This window comes from Bacteroides sp. AN502(2024), assembly GCF_041227145.1.
GTDB lineage: Bacteria > Bacteroidota > Bacteroidia > Bacteroidales > Bacteroidaceae > Bacteroides.
The window spans coordinates 67,672-84,125 of the sequence record NZ_JBGFSP010000009.1 but is presented as its reverse complement, the minus strand read 5'-3'; the positions used below and the strand labels follow the sequence as shown (position 1 = coordinate 84,125).

The window sequence follows — 16,454 nt, the reverse complement described above, 5'->3', positions numbered from 1 at the left end:
TTGATAATTAAAATTCATACCTATATGGGCAAGAAACGGGAAGGAATGCAACGAATGCTGGTCATTATCAATAAATTGAAAGGACCAAAACGGTATGTGCCGCGTAGAGAATTGGAGAACTACGTGACACATCGCATGGAAGAACGAGACGGAACACCTGTAGACATAAGAACTTTGCAGCGAGACTTCAAAGATATAGAAGATCTATTTGGTATCAGCATCTGTTTTGATAAGAAACAAAACGGTTATTACATCAATGAGGAAGATGATTTGAAAAAGGAGCAGTACGAACGGCTTCTGCTAAACTTCGATCTATTGAATGCTTTGGACAATACTTCCAATCTACACACCTATGTTCTTGCCGAACATCATCGTCCCAACGACTGTGAATGTCTTCCGACATTGATAAAAGCCATTAAATTCTTTCACCCGGTAGAATTCAGTTACATTTATGTACGTGAGGGAGACAAAGTACGCGAGAAAAAAGTCTTACCTTATTATCTGAAAGAAGACCAGCAAAGATGGTATCTCCTCGCCTATGACAACGAAATATTAAAAACGTTCAATATAGACTGTATTCGCAATCTCAAAATCCTTTATGAGGAAACCTTCAAAAGGAATATGAATATTGATGCCAGAAACTTATTTAAAGACAGCTACGGCATCTGGAATCAGGCAGATATTCCAGTAGAAAATATTGAACTAAGCTATAGTGCATTGGATGGCAGTTTTTTGAAATCGATTCCTCTGCATCATTCGCAAGAAATCATTGTGGATAATGAGACGGAATTCCGAATCAGATTACGCCTTCGTATTACTAATGATTTTGTTATGGCATTGCTCTCGCGTAGCAGTTCACTTACAGTAATCGAGCCGTTACATCTTCGGGAACGAATACGGAAAGTTTATGAGGAAGCACTGCGGAGAAATACATAAAATAGAACTTCAATTCCTTAAAAAACATGCAAATAAGAAAGATTTTAAAAGTTGGAGGTATCTCAGCCCTTGTTGCTGTCTATAGTTATTTCGTCTATCAAGACCAATTGGCACAGAAAGAATTAACAAGAAGTCTTGACAGGAATGCTTCGTCCATTCATTCCGATCCCGACAATTGTTCATACACCTCTTCTTCACCGACCAACGGGTATGAACTTTTTCCGGAAACGGAAGAAAAGTCCCCCGATTCTTATTGTCCGGAAGATGATTTCAACAAACATTTGGACGAGATGCTTGCCGATCCAGAAGACGAGATGACTTTTCCGCCGGAAGTTTTCGATCTACAAATAGATGAATGCGATGATGAACTGATAGAAAATGAGATTAATTATTAGCGGACAATTAATACGCTAAAAACAATGCCCTCGAAGTGTTATATTGCAAAATATTGTCTATATTTGCAACGTTGTCACAAGTAGTTGTGCAATTTTACATATAATTAATAGATGAAAGTGTTTTGCTTTTATCCTTATTCGGGAAATCTGGTAAATTTCAAAAGGAACAGGGATAACAATAACACTCGTCACTTGTATTCCATTATGCACTGTTATGTGCATATCTATACAAGTGTGGGGTATTGTTTATTTGTTCCTTAGGTTTACCAGAGCCTCCCGATAGATAAGCAGATGGACTCCACACTTTCTTTTTTATAATTCGGTTATAATGGTGGAGTCTTATAACCAACTTTTTAAATCATAATATTTATGCAAGATGAATTACGTGCCAAAGGTTTCAGCGGTTTCATGACTTTTCAAGAATTGGTAAAAGACAGTACCTCGATTCCTTCTCAAAAAGGAGTTTACGTTGTACTGAGAGAAAACATGGAAAAACCTCATTTTGTGCCGAAAGGGACTGGAGGTTTCTTTAAGAAAAAAGACCCTAATATTGCGATTGCAGAATTAGAGAAGAAATGGGTAGATAATTCTTCCATCCTGTATATTGGAAAAGCAGGAGGAGAAAATAATCGTGCCACACTAAAATCCCGTATTGAACAATATATCAAATTTGGTCAGGGAAAACCTATCGGACACCAAGGAGGACGCTATATTTGGCAATTAGCAGATGCCTATTCCTTAATTGTTTGTTGGAAAACGCTGTCCGAGGAAGACCCAAGGGAAGTGGAAAAAAAAATGATTCAAGAATTCAAGAAAGGACATGAAGGGAAACGTCCTTTTGCCAATTTGAAAGATTAAGAATATGGCTATAATTGACATTGTTAAATACGAACAGCAAGAAGGGGTAATAGTACACAAATTTCCTTCATGCGATTTACGTTAGGGAACAAATCACTTTCAATCCTATCGACAAGTGGGTATTGAACACCATCACACTGGATGCACAAGCCGAAGGCATTCCATTGTGGAACAGGGAAATCAGTCGGTATATTTATTTGAACCGTTTTGCATTGATCAATATCGACGGGGTTGATCAGATTGAGCCAGGTAAGGAGTGGTATTTGTTTATCATGTCAGATTCCCATAAGCTAAAACAGATGTGTTGCAGATACTTGATCTACAACATATCTGCAACAGGTATCTGCAACATTATAAACCATTATATTTCAATTAGATACAACGAGTTTGTTGCAGATGGCAGATAATTACCATATATATTCTTCTGTGTAGGAATCGAATGCAGGTTTCTCCGTTATTCCTTTCTGACGGAAAATTCTACGAATATATTCCTGTTGTCCAAGAGACCAATATCTCTCTTTACGGTAAAAGCGGTAATACATCCCGCGTCCGAAATAGCCAAGCATTTGACTTTTTAGTTGTTCCTCATCTTTGTGAGGCACGTTGTCCAACAAATGCCTGATTGTCCGCCACTCCATACATAGTCCTAAACAATTTAATTCCGGCATTAATATAGACCCAATCATATATCTTATTGAATTTTCATACTATAATCTGCTTTCAGCGCTTTCAGTTTTTTTTCAGACTTACCGGTAGAACTATCTATTGTGAGGTGAAATGTAGGCTCTGTTTGGTTATAACAGAGGCTCTGTTACCATGAAATGCAGGCTTTGTTTTGCTATAATAGAGCCTCTGTTGGAAGTAAGTATAGAAGGAGCCGGAGTTATACACATTCGCTTTCAGGAGTGCTTTCAGCCCCAAACGCCGATGAACAGGGACTTTGGTGGAGAACTGAAGGCTGAAGGCGGTTTTTCTTTTTAATAGTTAGTGGGAGATTTGACTGTAATTAGTAGGAGAATTGCCTGTAACAAGTACTACACTCAATGAAATAATGCAGGAGACTTGGGCAACTCAAGTACATGATTCGGATTGCTTCAGTACCGGATCGAACCAATTCATATACATATTATTTGGTGCCTTACCGCATGGAAACAAACTATTTGGGGGATAGGCTACCTTGAAGCAGATTACTCAAATGTTCAAACTCTTCTCCAATTTTTCAGATTAATGCAAAATTCCTGCCAGCCTTTTAATCAGCCGACCGACTACATTGGTATGTAACGCCTTTTACCGCTTATTGTAACCACCGCTGCATCAGTGCATAAATGAAATGATCACTAAGTAAACAAATCCTAGTTCCTATTTCTTTCATCATTTCGCTCCATTTTACCAATTTTCATTTATCTTTGCCTCACTAATTAATTCAAGAAAGTTATGATACTGAACGAAAGAGATGCCCGTCATGAGCATGTATTGCAAGTAGCCCGCCAGATGATGACAGCTACGCGTACTGCTCCGAAAGGAAAAGGTATCGATATTATCGAAGTGGCCCTAATCACAGGTGAAGAGATCAAACAACTATCGGACACTATGATAGCTATGGTAGAAGAACACGGAATGAAATTCTTCCTCCGTGATGCCGACAACATCCTAAGTGCTGAATGTGTTGTATTGATAGGAACGCGCGAGCAGGCGCAGGGCTTGAATTGCGGGCATTGCGGATTTACTACCTGCACCGGACGTACTGATGGAGTTCCCTGCGCATTGAACAGCATAGATGTAGGTATTGCCATAGGTTCCGCATGCGCTACGGCAGCCGATTTACGAGTAGACACACGCGTCATGTTCTCCGCCGGATTGGCAGCACAACGCCTGAACTTGCTGGAAGACTGCAAAATGGTAATGGCCATCCCCGTAAGTGCATCCTCCAAGAATCCGTTCTTTGACCGGAAACCCAAATTGGAAACAAATGCATAATGATGCGTAACAGACACACTGAAGGCTGACGCAGACAATAAACAGATTTTATAAATAACTAAATAGATAATAGTCTAATGGGAATCATGGTTGGACTTCCCAGCCCAAGTGGCTCGGAGAAAGATTTGCAGTTGAGTTTCGGCAAAAACATGACCGTGCAGGTAGAGACGAGAGCACCTCATTTACCCGCCGAATGGCATATACAGAGTGGTATACAGTTGACATGGCCACACGCCGGTACAGACTGGGCATACATGCTGGCAGAAGTGCAAGAATGTTTTATAAACATAGCCAGGGAAATAGCGAAGCGAGAGTTACTATTGATTGTCACCCCCGAACCGGAAGAAGTGAAAAAGCAGATAGCTGCTACCGTCAACATGAACAACGTCCGCTTTCTGGAATGTGTCACTAATGACACATGGGCACGCGACCACGGAGCTATCACCATGATAGACACCGGCACCCCTTCCCTGCTCGACTTTACATTCAACGGCTGGGGATTGAAATTTGCTTCCAAGCTGGATAATCAAATCACCAAACAAGCGGTGGAAGCTGGAGCCTTGAAAGGCCGGTATGTCGACCACCTCGACTTCGTTCTCGAAGGAGGCTCCATCGAAAGCGACGGGATGGGTACACTGCTCACTACCTCCGAATGCCTGCTTTCTCCCCAACGGAACGGGCGACTGAACCAGGTAGAGATAGAAGAATACCTGAAATCGACCTTCCACCTGCAAAAGGTCCTTTGGTTAGACCACGGTTATCTTGCCGGTGACGACACCGACAGCCACATCGACACTTTGGCACGTTTCTGTTCTACCGACACCATCGCTTACGTGAAATGCGATGACAAAGGAGACGAACACTACGAAGCATTACTCGCAATGGAGGAACAACTGAAAACATTCCGCACCTTAGCAGGAGAGCCCTATCGCCTGTTAGCCTTACCGATGGCGGACAAGATAGAAGAAGACGGCGAACGCCTGCCCGCGACTTATGCCAACTTCCTGATAATGAATGAAGTTATTCTCTACCCTACCTACCATCAACCGGCGAATGACCAAAAAGCAAGAGAAGTGTTACAACAAGCATTTCCGGACCATCAGATAATCGGAATAGACTGCCGTGCCCTGATTAAGCAACACGGTTCCCTGCATTGTGTCACCATGCAATACCCATTGGGAGTTATAAAATGAATGAACGAATGAATCAATCAAGTAATTATTTATCATGAGAAAGATAAAAGTCGGAATCATCCAACAATCCAATACCGCAGATATTCGGGTCAACCTGATGAACCTCGCAAAGAGTATAGAGGCTTGCGCTGCTCACGGTGCGCAGCTGATTGTGCTTCAAGAGCTACACAATTCACTTTATTTCTGCCAAACAGAAAACACCAACCTGTTTGATCTGGCTGAACCTATTCCCGGACCATCTACAGGCTTTTATTCTGAGTTGGCGGCCGCCAATAGAGTAGTCCTTGTCACCTCTCTTTTTGAGAAACGTGCTCCCGGACTATATCACAACACCGCCGTTGTGTTCGACCGCGACGGAAGCATTGCAGGAAAATACCGGAAAATGCACATTCCCGATGATCCGGCTTACTACGAGAAATTCTATTTCACTCCCGGAGACATCGGTTTTGAACCTATTCAAACCTCTTTAGGAAAGTTGGGAGTACTGGTATGCTGGGATCAATGGTATCCGGAAGCTGCCCGCCTGATGGCACTGAAAGGTGCGGAACTTTTAATTTATCCTACCGCCATCGGCTGGGAAAGCAGTGACACAGACGATGAAAAAGCCCGCCAACTCAACGCCTGGATTATCTCGCAACGCGCCCATGCCGTTGCCAATGGTCTTCCTGTCATCTCCGTCAACCGAGTAGGACACGAGCCCGATCCTTCCGGACAGACAAACGGCATTATGTTTTGGGGAAACAGCTTCGTAGCAGGATCACAAGGAGAATTCCTGGCACAAGCCGGAAACGATCATCCGGAAAATATAGTAGTGGAAATAGATATGGAACGCTCGGAAAATGTACGCCGTTGGTGGCCGTTCCTCCGTGATCGCCGGATTGACGAGTACGATGGACTTACCAAACGCTTTCTGAATTAAAGCTTGCTATTGCGTGGAATTTACCACATTAAGTTTACTATATAAAGTTTATATAATAAAGAAAAAGAGACTGTCTAACAGGTCTCAATAATTAGAAGTCACCCCTGCCAAAGCATATCCTGGCAGGGGTAAAATCGTTAAAATAGGACTTGTTAGACAGCCTCTTTCAATATATGAATATTATTTCATTGAAACGTTATTTTCTTGTTGGCTAGGAAATTCGCTCCTCCATAAATAAACAATCCCAGGAATTGAGCCAGATATTCATTCACGTCCAGTCCTTCTACCAATAAGACAAGAAATAAGAACTGTGCGGTGTAAGCTATGGCAAAAGCAAAACAAAAGAGCAAGATCTGTTTACAGATGCTATTCTTTTTATTTTCTACAGGGAATATCCAGTATTTACACCAAATAAAGTTATGAATTTGAGCTATCAGATACGCCGTTATATTAGCCACCATATAGTCACCGTCGAATGACATTTCTTTCATCATCAACCACACAACCAACGCCATAATTAAGGCGTTCATTGTACCGATGACTATAAAACGGAATATGCGTACGGATTCTTTCACTCGCCCTCTTTCAGATCAACGATCAACTTCAATTCATCAAGTTGAGTCTGATCGATTGCAGACGGTGCGTCCAGCATCACATCACGTCCGGAATTGTTTTTCGGGAATGCAATGCAGTCACGTATAGAATCCAACCCTGCAAACAAAGATACCCAACGGTCAAGTCCGTATGCCAAACCGCCATGAGGAGGTGCACCATACTTAAAGGCATTCATCAGGAAGCCGAACTGTGCCTCTGCCTTTTCCGGAGTAAATCCAAGAATCTCGAACATCTTCGCCTGTAATTTCGCATCGTGGATACGTATAGATCCACCACCTACTTCCACACCGTTGATTACCATATCGTATGCATCTGCACGCACAGCTGCCGGATCTGTATCCAACATCGGAATATCTTCTTCCTTCGGGTGTGTAAACGGATGATGCATAGCCATCAGACGACCTTCCTCTTCACTCCATTCGAACATCGGGAAATCGATTACCCAAAGGCAAGCAAACTTATTCTTATCACGCAGTCCCAGTTGGGCGCCCATTTCCAGACGAAGTTCACAAAGTTGTTTACGTGTTTTCATCACATCATCGCCAGACAGGATCAGAATCAAGTCGCCCGGTTTAGCACCGAATGCCTCTTTCATTTGCTGAAGCACTTCCTGTGTATAGAATTTATCTACGCTTGATTTTACAGTTCCGTCAGCTTCTATACGGGCATACACCATACCTTTTGCACCGATTTGCGGTTTCTTTACGAATTCGGTCAATGCATCCAGCTGTTTACGAGTGTAGGTTGCCGCACCTTCGGCACAGATTCCACCTATATAAGTAGCATTATCAAATACAGAGAATCCGTGACCTTTCATAATACCCATCAGTTCCACGAATTTCATGCCGAAACGCAAATCCGGCTTGTCACTACCATAATATTTCATGGCATCCGCCCAAGACATGCGTTGGAACGGTTCGGTCAGTTCCACACCACGAAGTGTCTTGAACAAATGTTTGGCCATTCCTTCGAAAGTCGTAATGACATCTTCCTGTTCGACGAAGCTCATTTCGCAGTCTATTTGCGTAAATTCCGGCTGACGGTCGGCACGCAAGTCCTCGTCACGAAAACATTTCGCAATCTGGAAGTAACGGTCGAAACCGGAAACCATCAACAACTGCTTCAAAGTCTGCGGAGATTGCGGAAGTGCGTAAAACTGTCCCGGATTCATACGTGACGGCACCACGAAGTCGCGTGCGCCTTCAGGAGTAGAACCGATTAAAACAGGTGTTTCCACTTCGATGAAGGCCAGACTATCCAGATATTTGCGAACCTCAATCGTCATTTTATGACGCAGCTCCAGATTAGAGCGGACAGCATTACGACGTAAATCCAGATAACGATATTTCATGCGAATATCGTCTCCACCATCTGTATTATCTTCAATGGTGAACGGAGGAGTCATTGCTGTATTTAGTACGTTCAGTTCGGAAACAATGATTTCAATGTCTCCGGTAGGAATGTTTGCATTCTTGCTGAAACGTTCATTAACCGTTCCTGTCGCTTGGATGACGAACTCACGTCCCAATTTGTTAGCACGTTCACAGAGTTCAGCATTAATTTCTTCGTTAAATACCAACTGGGTAATTCCGTAACGGTCGCGGAGGTCGATAAAAGTCATTCCTCCCATTTTACGGCTTCGCTGTACCCATCCGGACAGCGTAACTTGCTTATTTACATCAGAGATTCTTAGTTCTCCACATGTGTGCGTTCTGAACATATATATTTTTAATTTAAACGATTATCACTCGCGTTTTTATTTTGATTGAATCAAAACTGTGCAAAAATACGCAATAATTTGTAATTCGTTGTCAGTAATCCGTTATTTTATCAGACTTTCTTTGTCAACTTTTGCAGTATTTTCTTATTTCTTTCTGTTATGTTGTCGACAATGACTTCATTCATCAATTTGATGCCATTCATATACTCCTGCGCTCTTTGGAGTACATGGGGCATATCCTTTTCCGATGCTTGTGGTACCACCACGCGCAGCCCTCTTTGAATCAATTCAATATTCACATCAGCATCAGTTTCCATGGGGTCACCGTCAAAATGTACAACTCCGGGAGTAGTCCGGCGGATGCATAATTTCTTGCAACGGAAAGTCTTGATACGGCTATTCTGGTCGATTGTTTTATTGAACAACTGGAAAGCCAGTGAAGGAACGTCCAATACCGTGAAGGGTTCGAGAATGGTCACATCCAGCAGACCATCCGTCAGGGTAGCCTGTGGTGCGATATAAGCATTATTCCCATATTGCGACGCATTTCCGCAGGCAATAAGGAAAGCTTTATACTTGGAAACTCCGTTTTCCGTTTCCAGTTCATACGTTTCCGGCTCATATTTAAGACTCTCTTGTAGGGTCTTTTCCAAATAAGTTAATAACCCACGTTTACCAGCATTCGCAAACTTCAGACTCACAAAAGCATCGAATCCTACTCCACACGTACAGAAAAAATCCGCCCCGTTAATCTTACCATAATCTATAACATCCATGCAACCTTCGTTCAGCACTTCCAATGCCCTCTTCGGCTCCATAGGTATATGCAGATGTCTCGCCAGTCCATTGCCCGAACCACAAGGAATAATTCCCAATGCAGTATCAGTGTGCACCAATGAACGAGCTATTTCATTGATTGTCCCGTCCCCACCGATAGCCACTACTATATCTGTTTTCTCTTCGGCAGCTTGGGCGGCAATTTCTACTGCATGACCAGCTCTTTCTGTATACACTACTTCCCAAGAGTATCTCGTCTTGTCCATTTTTTTATCCAACAAGCTAAGAATCAACTCTTTGCCTTGTGTTCCTGAAATAGGGTTGACGACGAATTTTATTTTTTTCATCCTTTTGTTCATGCTATTCTTGTCGATTGTAAGCGACAAAAGTAATATAATTATCTTAAATTTTAATCTATTATGAAGTTTCTAATCACATGCGAGCAACTTTTTTCCCTTAACAAAGAACATATAAAAGCAAATTTTGTTATCTTTGTCCCCTGTTTTTAAATACTTATTAAGATAATGAAGGATTAGATTGTCAACGAACAATCTGATTATGAGTATAATAATTTATAATTAATGGGATTATTACAAGAGAAGTTAGCTAAATACGACCTGCCACAAAAGTTTATGGCACAGGGCGTTTACCCATATTTCCGTGAGATAGAAGGAAAACAGGGAACAGAGGTAGAAATGGGCGGACACAAAGTGTTGATGTTCGGTTCCAATGCATACACTGGCCTTACGGGAGATGAAAGAGTGATTGAAGCAGGTGTCAAGGCCATGCATAAATATGGTTCCGGATGCGCAGGCTCGCGCTTCCTGAATGGCACACTTGACCTGCACGTTCAGTTGGAAAAAGAACTGGCAGCCTTTGTAGGCAAAGATGAAGCGCTCTGCTTCTCAACCGGTTTCACAGTGAATTCCGGTGTTATTCCTGCTTTGACTGATCGCAACGATTATATCATCTGTGATGACCGCGACCACGCATCTATCGTAGATGGTCGTCGCCTCTCTTTCTCTCAACAGTTGAAATATAAGCATAACGATATGGCGGATCTGGAAAAGCAACTTCAAAAGTGTAACCCGGATTCAGTGAAGCTCATCATAGTAGACGGTGTGTTCTCTATGGAAGGTGATCTGGCAAACTTGCCCGAAATCGTACGTTTGAAACATAAATACAACGCTACTATCATGGTAGACGAAGCTCATGGATTGGGAGTATTCGGGAAACAAGGACGTGGTGTTTGCGACCATTTCGGCCTGACTCACGAAATTGACTTGATTATGGGTACTTTCAGTAAATCGCTGGCTTCTATCGGTGGATTCATCGCTGCTGATTTTTCTATTATCAACTGGCTGCGTCACAACGCACGTACTTATATCTTCAGTGCATCCAACACTCCGGCTGCTACTGCATCTGCTCTTGAAGCTCTTCACATCATCCAGAATGAACCGGAAAGACTTGAAGCGTTATGGGAAGTCACCAATTATGCATTGAAACGTTTCCGCGAAGCAGGTTTTGAAATTGGTGCCACAGAATCACCTATCATCCCTCTATATGTACGTGACACAGAAAAAACATTCATGGTCACTAAATTAGCTTTCGATGAGGGTGTATTTATTAATCCGGTTATTCCTCCGGCATGTGCACCGCAAGATACGTTGGTACGTGTGGCATTAATGGCTACTCATACAAAAGATCAGATTGACCGCGCTGTAGAAAAGCTGGTTAAAGCGTTTAAAACACTGGATATTTTATAATCCAAAGGTGATTTCATGTATTTGCATGAATAAATAATGGAGTAAACATTTCTTAAGTAAGAAACGATAGTCGATAATTTAATAAGCAAAGAGGGTGTGTCATAATGCCTGAATATAAAGATTTACCCCTGCCACAGATAGCTATAGCAGGGGCCATTTCTTCAAAAAGGGAATTTTGACACACCCTCTTTTACTTGGCTACCTCTATAAATAGACTTCTTCAAACCGGATTTGGGACATTCGGACTTATAGGACTACAGTTCAACGAAAAGTTGTTGGATACTATTCTGAGCATGAAAAATGAACTACGGTCTCCCATGATGCTTCTAATCTCTGCCAAGAAAAAAGTGAGGCTACAAAGTAATGAGATTCAAGGTCTTGAAAAATAAAAAATAAAAAACACCCGCTTCGCTATTGTTAATTAAAAAATACTCCCTATCTTTGCACCGATTTTGGAATAATAACCCCCAAGTTTTCGGGGTGTAGCGCAGTCCGGTTAGCGCACCTGCTTTGGGAGCAGGGGGTCGTGGGTTCGAATCCCGCTACCCCGACTACAAAAAGAAGGTTATTAAGTTCAAAGTTTTCGGGGTGTAGCGCAGTCCGGTTAGCGCACCTGCTTTGGGAGCAGGGGGTCGTGGGTTCGAATCCCGCTACCCCGACAAAAAGAAATCAGTTAAAGATTCATAGTATAAAGTCTGTACAGTTTGTATGGGCTTTTTTTATACAAGATAATAAAGAACGACTGTATGTATTTCCGACAGTGAGTGTAACTCTTTTTACATGTTTAAATAATAATCCCGAGTTAGCGTCATATATTCCTCACTATACTGATGGCGATTCAGTTCTGTCAATAGTTCTTCTACAATACACTCTTGATTAGAAAAAGAAAAAGTAATCAAAACACGTTTCGGAATACCGCCGGGTTTAGTGATTACATTCAATTGACGGACCGCATATAATTTCTTTATAGAAGCTATCTTTTTTACCCGTTCAGCTACATCTGCCGGAATCACCACCGTAAAAAATCCGTCTTCCGCCAATAACTTGCTTACCCCTTCTAACAAATCTTCATAAGTCAAAGATTTATTATGACGAGCCGCGGCTCTCTGACGGTCCGGACATTCCAACGAATCGACAAAATAAGGGGGATTAGAAACAATCACATCGAATTTATACGAAGACCTATATTTCTTAAAATCAACCTGTACCACCTCTACCCTCTCCTTCCAGGGAGAACGAATGACATTTTCTCTGGCTTGTCCTACAGCCACCTCGTCTATTTCCAACGCTACAATAGTTGCATCCGGCAAACTGCGTTGTGCCAACATTAAAGCCACCAATCCCGTCCCCGTTCCAATATCCAAAATGCTGCACGCACTCTCAACGGGAGTCCAAGCACCTAGAAGTACCCCATCCGTACCGACTTTCATGGCACATTTATCATGCCATATCGTAAATTGCTTAAACCGAAAATAAGGATTCGACATTTTTTATCCGTTTATCTTAAAGCCCTTTTATACTATTATTTTTATTGTAAATCGCCAAAAATAAATAATAATTATGGAATATTCCCTTTACAAGCCGATATTTTGGCATTGTTTTTGTGTTTTTATTCAACGCAGTGCTTTATTATTAGAGAGAATCAATTAACTTTGCAAACGATTTATGCATATCAGTATGGCATAAACTAAATTAAAACGAAAAGATGAAAGAAAGATATTTATTGGAAGATGGAAGCGATAACGGCTTTTCGCTAATCACAGACTATGATGGGAACGATGAACAGGCATTTGATGTAAATGTGAAATCTGGTGAAATTCTTCCGGTACTCCCTTTACGTAATATGGTATTGTTTCCTGGAGTATTCTTACCGATCACAGTGGGTCGTAAGTCTTCTCTGAAACTTATACGCGATGCTGATAAGAAGCATAAAGATATTGCAGTAATATGCCAGAGATCGGCACATACAGAAGAACCGAAATTGGAGGATCTACACAATATCGGTACAGTAGGGCGAATTGTGCGGATATTGGAAATGCCTGATCAAACAACGACTGTCATTCTTCAAGGAATGAAACGTATGAGTTTGAAAAGCATTATCGAAACATATCCGTACCTGAAAGGTGAGATTGATCTTTTGGAAGAAGATATTCCAAGCAAAGACGACAAAGAGTTCCAAGCTCTGGTGGAAACTTGCAAGGATCTGACAATGAGGTATATCAAATCGTCAGATGTAATACATCAGGATTCGGCGTTTGCTGTTAAAAATATCAACAACTCAATGTTCCTGATTAATTTCATCTGTTCAAACCTGCCGTTCAAGAAAGATGAGAAAATGGACTTATTAAGTATCAACTCATTGCGTGAACGCACTTATCACTTATTGGAAATTCTGAACCGTGAAGTGCAGTTGGCAGAAATCAAAGCATCCATTCAAATGCGTGCCCGTGAAGATATCGACCAACAACAACGTGAATACTTCTTGCAACAGCAAATCAAGACTATTCAGGATGAATTGGGCGGTGGCAGCCAAGAACAAGAAATAGAAGAAATGCGTAAAAGAGCAGAAAGAAAGCGCTGGAATACAGAAGTCAGAGATACGTTCATGAAAGAGCTGGCTAAACTGGAACGCACTCACCCTCAGGCTCCGGATTACAGCGTACAGCTTAACTATCTGCAAACCATGCTCAATCTTCCATGGAATACGTATACAACGGACAATCTGAATCTTAAAAACGCAGAGAAGACGTTGAACAAAGACCATTACGGATTGGAGAAGGTAAAAGAACGTATTTTGGAGCATTTAGCTGTATTAAAGTTGAAAGGTGATATGAAATCACCGATTATTTGTTTATATGGTCCTCCGGGAGTAGGTAAAACATCTCTTGGGAAATCCATCGCGTCTGCACTCAAACGAAAGTATGTGCGTATGTCTTTGGGCGGTGTGCATGATGAAGCTGAAATTCGTGGTCATCGTAAAACCTATATTGGTGCTATGCCTGGACGAATCATTAAAAGTTTGATTAAAGCCGGTGCATCCAACCCAGTTTTCATCCTAGATGAAATAGACAAAGTCAGTGCCGACCGCCAGGGAGATCCCTCTTCTGCATTATTGGAAGTACTTGATCCGGAACAAAATACCGCTTTCCATGATAACTTTCTGGATGTAGACTATGATCTATCAAAGGTGTTGTTTATTGCAACAGCCAACAACCTGAATACAATTCCCGGTCCATTGCTTGACCGTATGGAATTAATTGAAGTAAGCGGATATATCACAGAAGAGAAAATCGAGATAGCCCGCAAGCACCTAGTACCTAAAGAACTGGAAGCCAATGGGCTCAAAAAAACAGATATTAAGCTTCCTAAAGATACATTGGAAGCTATCATCGAGTCGTATACCCGTGAGAGCGGTGTTCGGGAGCTGGAAAAGAAGATTGGTAAGATTCTTCGCAAATCGGCTCGCCAATATGCCACGGACGGTTATTTCGTCAAAACGGAAATCAAGCCATCAGATTTATATGATTTCTTAGGAGCACCGGAATATACACGTGACAAGTATCAAGGAAATGAATATGCAGGTGTAGTCACCGGATTGGCATGGACAGCTGTCGGAGGCGAAATCTTATTTGTAGAAACCAGTTTGAGCCGTGGTAAAGGTGGACGTCTCACATTGACCGGAAACCTGGGAGATGTGATGAAAGAATCTGCTATGCTGGCTCTTGAATATATCAAGGCGCACGCTTCTGTCCTGAATCTGAATGAAGATATCTTTGACAACTGGAATATCCATATCCACGTTCCTGAAGGTGCAATCCCCAAAGACGGTCCTTCAGCAGGTATCACGATGGCCACTTCATTGGCTTCTGCCCTGACTCAAAGAAAAGTGAAAGCCAACATAGCCATGACGGGAGAAATCACCCTGCGCGGCAAAGTGCTTCCTGTAGGTGGTATCAAGGAGAAGATATTGGCAGCCAAACGTGCCGGAATCAAAGAAATCATCATGAGCGCCGAAAACAAAAAGAACATAGATGAAATTCAGGACATTTATCTGAAAGGGCTGACTTTCTACTATGTAAACGATATAAAAGAGGTATTTGCCATTGCACTAACCGATGAGAAAGTAGCGGATGCAATTGATTTATCTGTTAAGAAACCTAGCCAGGAATGACATTTGAGTTACAATATACAGACGCTAAAAGTTATGCCCGTGCCGGTCTGATAACAACTGACCATGGACAGATACAAACACCTATCTTCATGCCGGTGGGCACACTGGGCACTGTTAAGGGAGTGCATCTGACCGAGTTGAAAGAAGATATTCAAGCACAGATTATTTTGGGTAATACCTATCACCTCTATTTGCGTCCGGGCTTGGATGTGATTGAAAAAGCAGGTGGACTACACCGTTTCAACGGCTTCGACCGTCCCATGCTGACAGACAGTGGCGGTTTTCAGGTATTCTCATTAGCCGGAATCAGAAAGCTGCGCGAAGAAGGAGCTGAATTTCGTTCGCATATCGACGGAAGCAAGCACATCTTCACTCCGGAAAAGGTAATGGACATAGAACGGACTATCGGTGCGGATATTATGATGGCTTTTGACGAATGCCCTCCGGGTGACTCGGATTATGAATATGCCAAAAAGTCATTGGGATTAACCCACAGATGGCTCGACCGTTGTATACAACGTTTTAATGAGACAGAACCTAAATACGGTTACAACCAGTCGCTCTTCCCTATTGTACAGGGATGCGTTTATCCAGACCTACGCAGGCAATCTGCAGAGTTTGTAGCGTCCAAAGATGCTGATGGGAATGCTATCGGTGGCTTGGCGGTAGGCGAACCGGTAGACAAGATGTATGAAATGATCGAAATTGTTAATGAGATACTTCCCAAAGACAAACCCCGTTACCTGATGGGTGTTGGAACTCCTGTCAATATTCTTGAAGGAATAGAACTCGGTGTGGATATGTTCGACTGTGTTATGCCTACACGAAACGGACGAAATGGCATGTTGTTTACCAAAGATGGCATTATCAACATGCGGAACAAAAAATGGGAAACAGACTTCTCTCCCATCGAAGCCGATGGTGCTTCCTGCATAGATACGTTATACAGCAAAGCTTATTTACGTCATCTTTTTCATGCACAAGAGCTACTGGCGATGCAAATCGCTTCCATACATAATTTGGCATTTTACCTGTGGTTAGTGAAAGAAGCGAGAAAACATATTATTGCTGGAGATTTCTCAACCTGGAAGCCGATGATGGTCAAAAGAGTATCAACTAGATTATAA

At 42.1% G+C, this 16,454-nt stretch carries 14 protein-coding genes and 2 tRNA genes; 11 read left to right on the top strand and 5 right to left on the bottom strand.

From position 1 onward, the window contains the following. Positions 1–24 precede the first annotated feature (24 nt). The 3 genes from AB9N12_RS17180 (at position 25) to AB9N12_RS17170 (ending at position 2,189) form a co-directional block, all read left to right on the top strand. Positions 25–936, top strand: coding sequence for a helix-turn-helix transcriptional regulator (locus tag AB9N12_RS17180; RefSeq protein ID WP_369893351.1), 912 nt, complete (start codon positions 25–27; stop codon positions 934–936). A 26-nt stretch (positions 937–962) separates the two neighbouring features. After that, positions 963–1,331 (top strand): hypothetical protein, encoded by a 369-nt coding sequence (locus tag AB9N12_RS17175; RefSeq protein WP_369893350.1) that lies wholly within the window; start codon positions 963–965, stop codon positions 1,329–1,331. 369 nt (positions 1,332–1,700) lie between these two features. Beyond that, on the top strand, positions 1,701–2,189 hold the full coding sequence (locus AB9N12_RS17170; protein WP_369893349.1) for a hypothetical protein: 489 nt from the start codon (positions 1,701–1,703) through the stop codon (positions 2,187–2,189). A 407-nt stretch (positions 2,190–2,596) separates the two neighbouring features. Here the strand turns inward: AB9N12_RS17170 and AB9N12_RS17165 are convergent, their stop codons facing one another. Beyond that, complete coding sequence (locus AB9N12_RS17165) at positions 2,597–2,875, bottom strand: DUF6078 family protein (protein ID WP_369893348.1); 279 nt, start codon at positions 2,873–2,875, stop codon at positions 2,597–2,599. 748 nt (positions 2,876–3,623) lie between these two features. On the opposite strand from AB9N12_RS17165, the gene AB9N12_RS17160 reads away from it, so the two are divergent. From AB9N12_RS17160 to AB9N12_RS17150, 3 genes are all read left to right on the top strand, one after another. After that, positions 3,624–4,166 carry a ferredoxin domain-containing protein gene (locus AB9N12_RS17160; protein ID WP_369893347.1) on the top strand — a complete coding sequence of 181 codons (543 nt, stop codon included), beginning with the start codon at positions 3,624–3,626 and terminating at the stop codon, positions 4,164–4,166. Positions 4,167–4,243: 77 nt separating this feature from the next. After that, entirely contained in the window at positions 4,244–5,359 is a 1,116-nt protein-coding gene (locus AB9N12_RS17155) for an agmatine deiminase family protein (RefSeq protein WP_369893346.1), read from the top strand. Between the two features lie 34 nt (positions 5,360–5,393). Further along, on the top strand, positions 5,394–6,278 hold the full coding sequence (locus AB9N12_RS17150; RefSeq protein ID WP_369893345.1) for a carbon-nitrogen hydrolase: 885 nt from the start codon (positions 5,394–5,396) through the stop codon (positions 6,276–6,278). A gap of 185 nt (positions 6,279–6,463) precedes the next feature. Here the strand turns inward: AB9N12_RS17150 and AB9N12_RS17145 are convergent, their stop codons facing one another. The 3 genes from AB9N12_RS17145 to AB9N12_RS17135 form a co-directional block, all read right to left on the bottom strand. Continuing rightward, positions 6,464–6,853 carry a GtrA family protein gene (locus tag AB9N12_RS17145; protein ID WP_369893344.1) on the bottom strand — a complete coding sequence of 130 codons (390 nt, stop codon included), beginning with the start codon at positions 6,851–6,853 and terminating at the stop codon, positions 6,464–6,466. Then, a complete protein-coding gene (gene aspS, locus AB9N12_RS17140) occupies positions 6,850–8,613 on the bottom strand; it encodes an aspartate--tRNA ligase (RefSeq protein ID WP_369893343.1) in 1,764 nt (587 codons plus the stop codon). The genes AB9N12_RS17145 and aspS overlap by 4 nt, the downstream gene beginning before the upstream one ends. Before the next feature lie 110 nt (positions 8,614–8,723). Continuing rightward, on the bottom strand, positions 8,724–9,749 hold the full coding sequence (locus AB9N12_RS17135; RefSeq protein WP_369893342.1) for a diacylglycerol kinase family protein: 1,026 nt from the start codon (positions 9,747–9,749) through the stop codon (positions 8,724–8,726). A 222-nt stretch (positions 9,750–9,971) separates the two neighbouring features. Here AB9N12_RS17135 and AB9N12_RS17130 point away from each other — a divergent pair, with 222 nt between their 5' ends. From AB9N12_RS17130 to AB9N12_RS17120, 3 genes are all read left to right on the top strand, one after another. Further along, complete coding sequence (locus tag AB9N12_RS17130) at positions 9,972–11,156, top strand: aminotransferase class I/II-fold pyridoxal phosphate-dependent enzyme (RefSeq protein ID WP_369893341.1); 1,185 nt, start codon at positions 9,972–9,974, stop codon at positions 11,154–11,156. Positions 11,157–11,632: 476 nt separating this feature from the next. Further along, positions 11,633–11,707, top strand: a tRNA-Pro gene (locus tag AB9N12_RS17125). A gap of 33 nt (positions 11,708–11,740) precedes the next feature. Continuing rightward, positions 11,741–11,815, top strand: a tRNA-Pro gene (locus AB9N12_RS17120). 117 nt (positions 11,816–11,932) lie between these two features. Here AB9N12_RS17120 and AB9N12_RS17115 read toward each other — a convergent pair. Then, complete coding sequence (locus AB9N12_RS17115; RefSeq protein ID WP_369893340.1) at positions 11,933–12,643, bottom strand: tRNA1(Val) (adenine(37)-N6)-methyltransferase; 711 nt, start codon at positions 12,641–12,643, stop codon at positions 11,933–11,935. Positions 12,644–12,861: 218 nt separating this feature from the next. Here AB9N12_RS17115 and lon point away from each other — a divergent pair, with 218 nt between their 5' ends. Then, a complete protein-coding gene (lon, locus tag AB9N12_RS17110; RefSeq protein WP_369893339.1) occupies positions 12,862–15,327 on the top strand; it encodes an endopeptidase La in 2,466 nt (821 codons plus the stop codon). Then, positions 15,324–16,454 carry a tRNA guanosine(34) transglycosylase Tgt gene (gene tgt / locus AB9N12_RS17105; protein ID WP_369893338.1) on the top strand — a complete coding sequence of 377 codons (1,131 nt, stop codon included), beginning with the start codon at positions 15,324–15,326 and terminating at the stop codon, positions 16,452–16,454. Before lon ends, tgt begins: the two co-directional genes overlap by 4 nt.

Excerpts from the sequence above, each read along its gene's own strand:
- AB9N12_RS17175 (WP_369893350.1), top strand. The coding sequence starts at position 963 with ATGCAAATAAGAAAGATTTTAAAAGTTGGAGGTATCTCAGCCCTTGTT.
- AB9N12_RS17150 (WP_369893345.1), top strand. The coding sequence starts at position 5,394 with ATGAGAAAGATAAAAGTCGGAATCATCCAACAATCCAATACCGCAGAT.
- aspS (WP_369893343.1), bottom strand. The coding sequence starts at position 8,613 with ATGTTCAGAACGCACACATGTGGAGAACTAAGAATCTCTGATGTAAAT.
- lon (WP_369893339.1), top strand. The coding sequence starts at position 12,862 with ATGAAAGAAAGATATTTATTGGAAGATGGAAGCGATAACGGCTTTTCG.
- AB9N12_RS17135 (WP_369893342.1), bottom strand. The coding sequence starts at position 9,749 with ATGAACAAAAGGATGAAAAAAATAAAATTCGTCGTCAACCCTATTTCA.
- AB9N12_RS17160 (WP_369893347.1), top strand. The coding sequence starts at position 3,624 with ATGATACTGAACGAAAGAGATGCCCGTCATGAGCATGTATTGCAAGTA.
- AB9N12_RS17115 (WP_369893340.1), bottom strand. The coding sequence starts at position 12,643 with ATGTCGAATCCTTATTTTCGGTTTAAGCAATTTACGATATGGCATGAT.
- AB9N12_RS17130 (WP_369893341.1), top strand. The coding sequence starts at position 9,972 with ATGGGATTATTACAAGAGAAGTTAGCTAAATACGACCTGCCACAAAAG.
- AB9N12_RS17165 (WP_369893348.1), bottom strand. The coding sequence starts at position 2,875 with ATGATTGGGTCTATATTAATGCCGGAATTAAATTGTTTAGGACTATGT.
- AB9N12_RS17155 (WP_369893346.1), top strand. The coding sequence starts at position 4,244 with ATGGGAATCATGGTTGGACTTCCCAGCCCAAGTGGCTCGGAGAAAGAT.
- AB9N12_RS17180 (WP_369893351.1), top strand. The coding sequence starts at position 25 with ATGGGCAAGAAACGGGAAGGAATGCAACGAATGCTGGTCATTATCAAT.
- tgt (WP_369893338.1), top strand. The coding sequence starts at position 15,324 with ATGACATTTGAGTTACAATATACAGACGCTAAAAGTTATGCCCGTGCC.
- AB9N12_RS17170 (WP_369893349.1), top strand. The coding sequence starts at position 1,701 with ATGCAAGATGAATTACGTGCCAAAGGTTTCAGCGGTTTCATGACTTTT.